9 protein-coding genes are annotated in these 12,432 nt (G+C 38.0%); 2 read left to right on the top strand and 7 right to left on the bottom strand.

The annotated features are described in order from the left end of the window. Positions 1-22: 22 nt before the first annotated feature. Complete coding sequence (locus C9J29_RS04600) at positions 23-916, bottom strand: DMT family transporter (protein WP_089985957.1); 894 nt, start codon at positions 914-916, stop codon at positions 23-25. Between the two features lie 186 nt (positions 917-1,102). Between C9J29_RS04600 and C9J29_RS04605 the strand changes: the two genes are divergently transcribed. Then, positions 1,103-3,127, top strand: a complete 2,025-nt coding sequence (locus C9J29_RS04605) for an EAL domain-containing protein (RefSeq protein WP_107921718.1) — start codon at positions 1,103-1,105, stop codon at positions 3,125-3,127. Positions 3,128-3,172: 45 nt separating this feature from the next. On the opposite strand, the gene C9J29_RS04610 is transcribed toward C9J29_RS04605, so the two are convergent. After that, the gene (locus C9J29_RS04610; protein ID WP_043990089.1) at positions 3,173-3,649 is read right to left on the bottom strand and encodes a threonine/serine exporter family protein; all 477 of its coding nucleotides are present in this window, start codon (positions 3,647-3,649) and stop codon (positions 3,173-3,175) included. Between the two features lie 12 nt (positions 3,650-3,661). Next, positions 3,662-4,414: a threonine/serine exporter family protein gene (locus C9J29_RS04615; RefSeq protein ID WP_025115515.1), complete on the bottom strand. Its 753-nt coding sequence runs from the start codon at positions 4,412-4,414 to the stop codon at positions 3,662-3,664. 325 nt (positions 4,415-4,739) lie between these two features. Between C9J29_RS04615 and C9J29_RS04620 the strand changes: the two genes are divergently transcribed. Then, complete coding sequence (locus C9J29_RS04620) at positions 4,740-6,146, top strand: polysaccharide deacetylase family protein (RefSeq protein ID WP_043990091.1); 1,407 nt, start codon at positions 4,740-4,742, stop codon at positions 6,144-6,146. 57 nt (positions 6,147-6,203) lie between these two features. On the opposite strand, the gene C9J29_RS04625 is transcribed toward C9J29_RS04620, so the two are convergent. The 4 genes from C9J29_RS04625 to C9J29_RS04640 all read right to left on the bottom strand — a co-directional run bounded on the left by C9J29_RS04625 (position 6,204) and on the right by C9J29_RS04640 (position 12,315). Then, a complete protein-coding gene (locus C9J29_RS04625) occupies positions 6,204-8,300 on the bottom strand; it encodes a beta-propeller domain-containing protein (protein ID WP_089985954.1) in 2,097 nt (698 codons plus the stop codon). A gap of 134 nt (positions 8,301-8,434) precedes the next feature. Continuing rightward, positions 8,435-9,628 carry an acyl-CoA dehydrogenase family protein gene (locus C9J29_RS04630; RefSeq protein WP_089985953.1) on the bottom strand — a complete coding sequence of 398 codons (1,194 nt, stop codon included), beginning with the start codon at positions 9,626-9,628 and terminating at the stop codon, positions 8,435-8,437. Positions 9,629-9,637: 9 nt separating this feature from the next. Then, positions 9,638-10,810 (bottom strand): saccharopine dehydrogenase family protein, encoded by a 1,173-nt coding sequence (locus tag C9J29_RS04635; RefSeq protein WP_008176188.1) that lies wholly within the window; start codon positions 10,808-10,810, stop codon positions 9,638-9,640. A 26-nt stretch (positions 10,811-10,836) separates the two neighbouring features. Further along, entirely contained in the window at positions 10,837-12,315 is a 1,479-nt protein-coding gene (locus C9J29_RS04640) for an aldehyde dehydrogenase family protein (RefSeq protein ID WP_043990092.1), read from the bottom strand. Positions 12,316-12,432: the final 117 nt, after the last annotated feature.

Here is a 12,432-nt window from a genome sequence, read left to right on the forward strand (position 1 = left end):
AATTACTACCACAATAGTATATTTATGCTTTCTCACCTGCGATTGAAAGCCATGTTACACACACAAGCATAACGAATACCCCTACTAATTGCCAGAATCCTAAAGAAGTACCAAAGACAATAACTGAAATAATCATAGCCGTTAATGGTTCAATGCTGGAGAGGATACTCGTCTCTACAGCTGTTATATATTTCATACTACTTAAAAACAATATGAAAGCGACTGTTCCAAAAAATATTAAAGCAACCATTAAAAGTAGTGTTTTAAAATCAGTAAAAACGACCCATTGGTTAGACAGCCATACCCGACTCACTATACCTAATGTGAGCCCACCTATTAGCATCCCCCAGCCAACTACTAACAACACATTCCACTCTCTCATTAAACGCGCAGGATATAATGTGTAAAAAGCAAAGGTTAAACCTACTGCTACACCCCATAGCAATGCTTTTGGACTAATAAGCAAACTTTCAAATGATGCGTTCGTTAGTAGTAGAAATAACCCCATAAGGGTACCAATAATTCCTATTACTTGATATTTTGGTGGCCATTTCTTTAAACTAAGAGAGACATATGCCACAACAAATATTGGCGCTAGAAACTGGAGTAAGGTCGCTAGCACTGCATTACTTTCATGAATCGCTGCTACAAATGCAAATTGAACACCTAGCATACCTACAATACCAAAGACAATGAGCTGTCTACCCCATAGTTTGTGCTGCCAAATACCAAAAATATTTTTTCCCGTTAACAGTAAATATGTAATTAGTATCATACCTGCAACCGATAAACGGATTGTTAACATAAAGGAAACAGTCAATGATGTATGGTTCAGTAACCACTCCATCAAGGGGCCAGTCGCTCCCCATAACATAGCACCCGAAACGATAAATATTATTCCTTTTAAACGTTGCATACCAATCCTGCTTCCTATATACGTACTAAAAAATGTTACTTTTCTTCAAATCTTTTCTTAAATATCATTAGAAAAGTCCTAATTCTTTTCATTATCAAATATTTACAAATATATTCATAATGACTAATTCCATATAATTATCTATAATATTAGTATATATTGATTACCCAAGGAGATCGAAAACTCATGAGTCATATGCATAAATCATTTACGATTGATGAACATTATTTAAATTCACTTCCTTTTCCTGCAATTATCTTAAATCAAGATGGACAAGCCACTATCTGGGGAAAGAGCGCTGAACATCTGATTGGTTTATCAACTAATGATATTACAGGAAATACTACTCCATCTATACACGAAAATCTACTACGTCAGCTTCCTGGAGAAACTTTTCAAGCTATCCTCCAAAGCGAGGAAAGTACGTATATAGAAAAAATTCAAATTCACACCTCTTTAAAAACAGAAATGTCGACAGCACTGCTTGCTAAACCTTATACAGAGCAAGGAGAACGTTTGATTCTCATGATTTTTATGCTGCCAGAATTAATGACTAATGCCGTCTCTCATTGCAGTACATTTGTAGACCTTAAACAAGGATTGAATGCTACATTTATGACTGTAACACTTGACCACGATGGTTTCATCTTAGAATGTAATAATGAATTTCTAAAAACAAGCCAATGGACGCCAAAGCGTGTTATCGGCAAAACATTTTGGCAGTTGTTCCCAGATAATGATCGTAGTGAAAAAGTGACAAATATTATCTGGCGTAATTTAAACAACGGGCACACATGGCAAGGTGAAGTTGAAAAAATCACCAAAGCGGGACAATCCTATTGGGTATTACTAACGGCTATCCCAACCTTTAATCTGGAAACAGGTGAACAACAATTTTTCTTAATTGAAAAGGATATTACTAAATCAAAAACTATCCAACACCAACTTGAGAAAATAGCTTATATCGACACGGAAACTGGGCTGATGAATGCCCACCGACTTGAAAAGGTCATTAGCAATATGATTGAGGATGACAGACACTTTTCATTTGTTTATTTAAGTATTGATAAATTTTATACTTTAAAAGAACTACACGATCAACAAATCGATCAAAGCCTAATTATTGAATTTACAAATCGTATTAAGATGTATTTCCAAGATAGCACGATGGCGCGTATCAATGAAAATGATTTTGTAGTCATCACACCTTTAAGTGAATGGTTTATTCAAGGCTTTTTATCATACTTACAACAGCACCCTATTTACAGTGGCAATATTGCTGTGCCAATCTCTATTAGTGGTGGTATCACTAGATATCCTGAAGATCAAACAACATTTTCTCAGCTTATGAAAGCGTCTATTGCTACTATTTCAACTGTGCGTGAAGCTGGGGGAGATAAAATTGTGACACTATCAACAGCGACACATAAAGCTTTAAATCGAAAAGCGTTAATTGAAAAGCGATTACTACAAGCGCTTGATCAAAAGAATTTAAAGGTCCTATATCAGCCACAAATCGATGTTTATTCTGGAAAAATTACAGCTGTTGAGGCACTTGTACGTTGGGAAGATGAAGTGATTGGTGTGGTTTCACCTGATGAATTAATTCCAATTGCGGAAGAAACAGGACTAATTAATAATATCGGTTCCTTTATGCTAGAGAGAGCGTGTGAACAGGCGTTAATTTGGAAAAAAGCTGGCCATGATTTAAAAGTATCCATCAACTCTTCTGTACGAGAGTTCCGTGATAAAAATATGGCTAAGTCCATTCTTGAAATGATTGCTAAAACAGGCTGTCCAGCAAACCTCCTGCAAATTGAAATCACTGAAAAATTCGCGTTAGAGGCAGAAGCTGCAACATCTATTGCTCAGCAAATGCGCAAATTAGAAAACGAAGGCATTTCCTTTATATTAGATGATTTCGGTACGGGCTATGGATCATTTAGATATATGCAAATTTTACCAATAGATACAGTAAAAATCGATAAAACATTTACTAATTCTCTGTTAAAATCCGAAAAGAGCCAAAAGCTTATGAACGGTATGGTACAGCTAGGTAAATCCATGGAACTTAAAGTAGTAGCTGAAGGTGTCGAAACGGCGGAACAGGCTGATTTGTTAATTACTTATGGTTGCGATGCTATTCAAGGCTACTATATTAGTAAGCCTGTAACATCAGATGAAATCGAAGCATTGCTTGTAAAAAAATAATACAATAAATAGGAGGCTGCGTAGCATACATGCAGCCTCCTATTTTTATTTTTTATAGACCTTTTGGAATTTCACCTTACTTGAACGGACTGAACGGAAAATGAGTTGAATAATTACTTCTGCAAAGACAAGTCCAATAACAATTGCCCCTGTTATTAAAAATGCCTTTAAACCATATTGTAAGCCTTGTAAATAATCATCCTCTACAACATTTCTCATGGCATTATAGGCCATGCCTCCTGGCACTAACGGAATGATTCCACCAACAATAAAAATAATCATCGGTATTTTAAATCGACGCGCATATAGATGAGCCACGATGGCAATGACAAACGAACCAAAGAAAGAGGCTTTAACAACATCCATTCCTTGCTCTGTTAAAATATAATAAATAATCCAGCCAATTACCCCAACAAGACCACAATGAAGTAGCGTCTTTCTAGGTACATTAAAAATGATGGCAATCCCAGCTGTAGCAAAAAAACTAACAATTAATTGTATGATAATGTCCATTATGTGCATGCTAGTCGCCTCCTAAAATCCTAGGGTGACGGCAATAGCTGCCCCTATGGCAAAGGCAGTTAAAAAGGCTTCTGCTCCTTTTGCCATCCCTGACATAAAATGACCTGCCATTAAATCACGAACTGCATTCGTAATCAAAATTCCTGGTACGAGCGGCATAACAGAACTAATGATGATTTTATCTAGCTCTGTCCCGTAACCATACTTTACTGCGAAGAAGGCAACAAAGCCGAGAACGAGTGATGCTGTAAATTCAGAGAAAAATTTAACTTTTGTTAAATGATTCGTTATTACAAGCATTAGGAAGCCTAACCCCCCTGCTAAAACAGCGATAGGAAAATCGGACCACCCACCCTTAAACATAATAAGGAAACAACCACTTGCAAAAGCGGCCGCAATAACTTGTAAATAGGTTGGTAAAAAATAATTTGTTTTTTGTATCGACTTTAGCTCGTCATAAGCTTCTTCTAATGTTATCATGTGAGATGTGAGTCTCCGAGATACTGAATTTACCAAGGCTATTTTTTGTAAATCTGTAACCCTGCTGGAAATTGATGAAATTCTCGTTGGCTGTGTCTTGCCTAACGAAAAAATGATTCCAGTCGGTGTGGCATAACATTGAGCATTCGGCATATTTTGAGAATGTGCCATCCTCAGCATCGTATCCTCCACACGGTATGTTTCTGCACCACTTTCAATCATAATACGCCCTGCAAGCAACAAACAGTCAATCGTAAGTTCATTATCCGCTTCTTGTAAGACCATTGCAGCTATCTGCCTCCTTCAAAATGTTCCTTGCCAATAGTATCGAACTGCCATTAAAAACACAACTGAAAATTTCAGCAAAAGATTGGGTTTTTTCAATTTAATTTTACATAATTGATCTTTGGTTGTTCTATTTTTAGTAAGGATTTTTTATCCACTAATACAGTAGTATAACCACGTTCGATATACTACTTCAAGAAGGAAAAATGGCTAGCATTAATTTCTATAAATTAACAATAAAAGTTTATAGATTTGTATAACTTTTTTCATGATTGGCACGTCTGATTGTATAGAAAATAAAATTGAGGGGAGCGTATCCAACACCATGCAGGAACGCAGAAAAAAACGCGGGCCAATAATAGATTTTTTATTACTTGGCCTCATTGTAGCTTTAACAACTATTATACTCGTTATTATCCTATCTAAGGATGAATTTAAGTTTCAAAAAATTAGTGCTTCAAAAGAAACCGATACAGAATCGGTTAATAGTAATATATCAACGGAAAGTTCTGCGTTTCCAGGGATACGAATTGTAACAGATGTTTCTAATGATAAACGTACACCTTTTGCCATTCATTACCCACAAACAGATAACGAAGTTTTTAATGATGCCGTATTACAATACATAACGGATTCAAAAGAAAACTATCTAGCCTCTATGAAAAAAGATAAAGAAGTTATGGGTGAATTAAATATTAGTCTTGAAACATTTCCGTACCGAGAGCATTACTATTCATTTGTGCTAACAAAGATGCTTTACGTAGGTGGAGCTAACCATGAGGTCACAACGAAAACATTCTTTATTAATAACGAAACTGGCGAGCAAATAACTATTCAAACATTATTACAAAATGACGAGAATAATTTATCAACGTTAGCCGCAAATGTGCGAAAAGATTTGCAGAAGAATCTCCAAATAAAGGATGAGCTTTTAAAGGATGAATTATTAAAAGCTACTGAACCAAAATGGTCCAACTTCACTCGCTTTGCAATTGCAGACGATTCGTTGCAATTCTATTTCGATGAATATGAGATTGCTAGCGGGTCAGCAGGTGCCCCAATAGTGAAACTACCACTTTCGCTCATTAACCCATTGTTAGCCTCTGATTTTCAAATTGCTATGGAAAATGTAAAACCAATTACACCACCACCTACTGGTGATCCAAATAAAAAACGAATTGCGCTGACATTTGATGATGGTCCACACCCAAAAGTGACGGAGCAGATATTAAACATTCTCGATAAATATCATGCAAAAGCAACCTTCTTTATGCTTGGTAGTCGTGTACAATATTATCCTGATATTGCAAGAGATGTACTTGCACGTGGGCATGAAATCGGAAATCACTCATGGAATCACCCGGTTTTAACGAAACTTACGCAAGAACAAGTGATGAAAGAGTATAATACAACAGCCTCTGAAATAGAGAAGGCTATTAATCACGGTGCCACTGTTTTCAGACCACCTTATGGAGCAACTAATGACACGATTGACGCTGAGATTCCTGTTCCAGTCGTGCTTTGGACAATTGATACATTAGATTGGAAGCATCGCAATGCACAGCAATTATTGCCAAATGTAAAAAATAATCTACACAATAATGCAATAGTACTAATGCATGATATCCATCAATCTACTGCAGATGGCCTCGATGCTGTTCTTGCTTATTTACAAGGTCAGGGCTATGAATTTGTAACAGTTTCTGAGATTTTGCCCTACCGTCAAAAGTAAGATCCACCACAAAGAAAAGTCCAATGAATTCTAATTGAATTCATCGGACTTTTTTTGTCATTTAATGATTAATGTATCTAGAGGTTTAAAGTCTTTTAACTGATAGCTCTTCACTTCATTACGCGCTACTGTATAAAGAGCGTCCTCTATATAAACAACCCTTTGTACGACCTGCTCCCAATTCTCATATGGCTCACCGTTCGTAGCATTCATAATATTCCCTTTTAGAGTAATGCCTTTATCTGCAGTAATTTCATAAATTTGAGCACCCTGACCTTTATAAACAATGTTGTCTCCTTTACCCGCTTCATATTGGACAACTGGGAAGCCAAAGTAGTTGTATTCCTTATTTCGGAATAGCGCTTTTGGATTGTATTGAACTTCAGAATAGGATCCCTTTCCGCCAATTTTCACGGTGGATTGTTCTTTTGGATTTTTGAAGTCTGATACATCAAATAATGACATCTTCATATTCGTCGTCACCGTAAAATTGCGCTTCGTATACGAATCATAGCGTTGTTCTGTATCATAGCCGATACCAATTAAATGTGTTTCATCTAATGGATGCAGGTAATTACTAAAGCCCGGAATTTTTAACTCCCCTAGGACCGCTGGTTTTTTCGGATTTGCTACATCAATGACAAACAGTGGATCGACTTCTTTAAATGTCACCACATATGCCTTATCTCCCATAAAACGAGCAGAATAAATCTTTTCCCCAGGTGCCATATTTTTCACTGTACCTAAAGCTTTTAAATGTTCATCTAAAATAAAGAGGTGGTTATAGGAGGTACTTTTCTCATCCCACGTATTACCTTCTGTTGTAAAGATTCGTAAGTTACCCTTATATTCATCCATAGAATATTGATTTAAAACAGTCCCCTTTACTTCAGTACTACCAGTGAAATTCAATGTTGTTCCATCTATATTCCATTTGAAAATTTGCGTGTCAGCCGCTCTCGGCATCCATATCATATCCATAGCGCGTTTTTCTAATGGTATGGCGTTATTACCTTCATAAATTGGTGTCGTTAAATATAGTGCATTCTCTGACATATAAAGTCCACTACTGCCGCCCAAGTACCCTTTTGTATTAGCCGTTGTTTTGGCACCATTTTTTAAATCGATAGCTGTAATTAAACTATAGGTACCATCCATTGTATTAGGCAAAATCGAAATTTTTTCTAAAGGTAGACTTTCGAACTTTTCTCCTGTCAAGCTATCATATGTTTTTGGTTTTAAATCTGCTTTTTGCTCTTGTTGTAATACCCAATAGTTCGGATACATATTACCAATTAAATAGAGTGTGTCTTTTGCAATACGGATATCCTTTAGATATCCTTCTTGCCCCACATCGCGTATATGTTTTGGCTTGTTTGGATTGGAAATGTCATAAAATGAAGCTGTGACCATTCCCGTGCCTGCTTTTTCAATATATTGATCCCCAATTGCTATTAATAAATTATCATATAGCGCAAGCTTTGAAATATATTGCGACTCTTTCAGCTTAATATTTGCAGCCTGTTTTAAATGCTGCGGGTCTTTAGCGTTCACAACTGTAATACTTTGATCTTTTGCAGTAAAAATAAAACCGTCTTTGACAACAACAATATCGCCTTCTTCTACACCTTCCACTTGATTATTAGTTGTAGACTCGTTATTCGCTGTTGCTTTATCTTCACTTTTTGCACTTTGAGACATCTCTTCTTCTCTAATTTCACCTCTAGGAGCCTTTAACAAATTCTTAAAATATTGTTCTAATTCTTTTTCTGATTGAACGGATGTTAACGTTTCAATAATTGTAAATGGAATAACTTGCGAAGCTACATTAAGTCCTCCCTGTGCAAAGGCTTCTTTTTTTACATGTAATTGATAACTGCCTGGTACAAGTTCCTTTACAACTAATGTTTTTTGATCTTCTAACAATGCAATCGTTGCAGGTACTTTTTTCCCTTTTTCTGTCATTACATACACATTGTCCTCAGTAATTTTACTTTTCTTTAAGCTTACAGAGAATGATGCCTGCCAACTTTGGGTAGCCATACCCACACTTGCAGCCTTGGCAGTGACCTCTGTATTCATTGCCCATGTTAAAATACCAGGCACGATTGCTATAACAGCTATCAACATGAATGCCAGCCATTTACTTTTCATTATTTTACCTCTCCTTCATATACTTGTTTATCCATTAGACTAAGAAAAAGATGGAAAGTTACATTATTCTGAAATTTTTTTAAGGTGTGGTTACCCCTACACAAAAAAACGAAAGGGAATAATATCCCCCTCGTTTATTCTTCAAACGGCCATTTTGGCAGCCTATTAGCTAATGGCTTATCTTGGCGTCTGCCTAATACATAATCTGCCTGCATAATGGTATGAATTTCTCGCGTACCTTCATATATAACAGGTGCTTTGGAATTCCGCAGATAGCGCGCAACTGGATATTCATCTGAATAGCCATATGCACCATGAATTTGTACTGCATCATCCGCAGCCTTATTGGCAAAATCGCACGCCTGCCATTTTGCTAAAGATGTTTCTCTAGTATTACGAACGCCTTTATTTTTCAACTCACCAACACGATAGACCAATAGACGGCTCATCTGGTAACCAGCCTCCATATTAGCGATCATTTGTCCGACAAGCTGATGCTCTCCTATAGGCTTACCAAAGGTTTCTCGTTCATGACAATATTTCACACTAGCCTCAAGACACGCTTGGATCAAGCCGACAGCCCCCGCAGCTACAGTGAAACGTCCATTATCTAGGGCAGACATGGCTATTTTAAAGCCTTCTCCCTCTACACCGAGACGATTTTCTACTGGCACACGTAAATCTTCAAAGAAGAGCTCACCTGTATTACCTGCACGAATCCCGTATTTCCCTTTGATAGCCTTTGATGTAAAGCCTGCCATTGAACGTTCAACAATGAATGCACTAATACCATGATGTCTCTTGGACTTATCTGTATAGGCAAAAACGATAAAGTGATCAGCTATATCACATAAGGAAATCCATGTTTTCTGTCCATTGATGACATAATGATCCCCATCACGGACAGCTGTAGTAGACATAGCTGCCACATCAGAGCCAGCACCCGGCTCAGTAAGACCAAATGCACCAATTCGTACTCCTTTTGCCTGTGGAATAAGATAGCGCTGCTTTTGATCTTCAGTACCCCATTGCATTAATGTCATGCTATTCAGACCCGTGTGAACGGATACCGCTGTTCGGAATGCTGTATCTCCACGCTCCAGCTCCTCGCACACAATAGCAAGGGAGTTATAATCCATTCCACTCCCACCATACTGCTCTGGCACACAAACGCCCATTAGCCCAAGCTCCGCAAGCCTCGACCAAATTTTAGCATCAAAGCCCCCTTCAGCATCCCACTTTGCAATATAGGGAATAATTTCTTCATCAACAAATTGCCTTACCGTTTTTCGTAGCATTTCATGCTCCGTGGACATGTCAAAATTCATGGTCAGCACCTACCATTTCACAATCATAGCAGACTTATGAGACGTCTCTTTTATTACTACACCACGTTTGGCCATTTCTTCAATATACGTATCGCCAGGGACCACTGATTCAGGCGGGAAAACACCGTGCTCTTTAATAACACCCGCACCTATCATCTGAGCTACAACCGAAATAGTATTAGCTGTAGCACGGGCCATCGCTGTTTCATTGATAGTCATATCCTTACGCACAACCATTTCATATTCATATGTCAATTGCTGTTGCGCTTTTTCACCAGCAACAATGACACGTAATAGAACCGCATCTGGTTTTGTTCCCAGCTCCAGTTTCTTTTTAAGCGCCTCACGAACTACAGAACGAACAGGCACCTCTTGATTATCAACCTCTACCTTATTCGCTGAATCAAGGAAGCCTAAATCTGCTAATAGCTTAAACTTCTCTGCATGCCCCTTATAACGAATTGTTTTATACTCTAATGTGCGGACATTTGGGAATGTTTTATACAATGTAGAGATGCCTCCAGATGTATAAAATGCCTCAAGCACACCGAAATCATCAAAATAAATAGGTTCAACACCTGAAAGGGAAGGAACTTCTTGTAATTTGCCCTTTTGAATCGTTTTTGAAGGCTCAGTATAATGATCAAAAACACCATCTAAAGAAAATACGCGTGTATAATGAAGCGGAGGCTTTGGTTCAGTTGGAATGCCACCAACAAATAGTTTAATAGACTCAACATCATCTAATTTAGAGGCACCATAGCCCGCTAGAATATTGATCATACCTGGAGCAACACCTAAGTCAGGGATAATTGTGACACCTTTTGCTTTTGCTTCCTCATGCAGATCTAATATATTTTCGGTAACACCACCTATATGGCCACCTAAATCTACAGAATGTACACCCGCTTCAATAGCTGCTCTCGCAACGCGCTCGTTGAAGGAATAAAATAATGCATTGATCACAACATCACCTTTTGAGATGACCTTCATTAACGAATCATCGTGCTCTGCATGAAGCTCTACAACTTCAACCCTATCTGTATTTAAAGTATCCACAAAGTCCTGTGCCACTTTTACATCGATATCACCTAAAAATACACGATCGACTTTATCATTTTTTATTAAATCACGAGCTACCTCTTTACCCATTAAACCTGCACCTAATACAACAACTTTCATCAAGAACATCCCCTTTCGTTGATCTGTTACTCTGTATCGATTTGTGCTCTTTGTAATTTACCGCTGTAGTCTACGTAAATGCTCTTCCACTCCGTATATACATCTAGGGCTGCAACACCTGAATCTCGATGTCCATTGCCAGTTCCTTTTGTACCGCCAAATGGTAAATGGATTTCAGCACCTGTTGTGCCGGCATTTATATAAACAATACCCGTGTCTAAATCACGCTGTGCGCGGAAAATAGTATTAACATTTTGTGAGAAAATTGAGCTTGATAAGCCAAATTTCACGCCATTATTTACTTCAATTGCTTCCTCTAAGCTTGCTACCTCAATTAGAGAAACGACAGGACCAAAAATCTCTTCTTGGGCAATAATCATGTCAGGCTTCACGTTCGTAAACAATGTAGGCTCGTAATAAAACCCATTGTCATATGGTGGCTCATTTAAAATTCTACCACCAGCTAGTAACGTGGCACCTTCCTGCTTGCCTATTTGTACATAGTGATTAATTTTTTCCAATGCAGCTTTATTAATCACCGGCCCAATTTTAACTCCTTCGTCTAGACCATTCCCAATTGTGAGTTTTTGCATTTCATCTAAGAGACGATTTTCTAATTGCTCTTTAACATCTTTATGCACAATTACTCGGCTACATGCTGTACATCTTTGACCAGCGGTACCAAAGGCACTCCAAAGTATACCCTCTGTAGCCAGTTGAAGATCTGCGTCATCCATAACAATGACAGCATTTTTTCCACCCATCTCTAAGGAAATCTTTTTCAAATGTTTACCGCCAAGCTCCGCTACTTTACTGCCTGTTGTCGTCGACCCAGTAAAGGAAATGACCTTTACATCAGGGTGTTCAATGAGCGCAGTCCCTACAGTCGGTCCTGTACCAAACACAATATTTGCTACTCCATCAGGTAAACCAACTTCTTCAAAAATTTTACCCATTTCACAAGCCATCATAGGTGTCTCATTTGATGGTTTCCAAATGAATGTATTACCCGCCACAATAGCAGGGAAAGATTTCCACGTGGCGATCGCAACAGGGAAGTTCCACGGCGTAATAAGCGCTACGACTCCAATTGGTGCCCTTACACTCATTGCAAACTTATTGGCCAATTCAGACGGAGTTGTTTCACCAAACAACCTACGACCCTCTCCTGCCATATAATAGGCCATATCAATTCCTTCTTGCACTTCTCCTCTTGCTTCTTCAATTACCTTACCCATCTCTTTTGTTAAAACGGTCGCCAAATATTCCTTTTTTTCTTTCATTTTTTGACCGATGGCATATAAAAATTCTGCACGCTTTGGCGCAGGCACAAGTGCCCAGCTCTTTTGTGCTTGTTTGGCTGCTACTACAGCCTCATCTACCTCATTAGAAGTAGATAGTGGTATGGTAGCAAGTTGCTCACCATTTGCAGGGTTCGTCACTGCTATACTTTGTAAATGTGAATGTGTGCTCCATTTACCACCAATATAGTTTTTAATCTCCACTACATACACCCCCTGAAATACTCTATGATGCCTCAGCTATTGTAACCAGTTGTATTCCTCAGGTACAAAATCTATGAATCTTAATAGAATAAAATACTTCAATATTCCGAATTTTCA

The sequence above is a fragment of the Lysinibacillus fusiformis genome, from assembly GCF_003049525.1.
GTDB classification, from domain to species: domain Bacteria; phylum Bacillota; class Bacilli; order Bacillales_A; family Planococcaceae; genus Lysinibacillus; species Lysinibacillus fusiformis.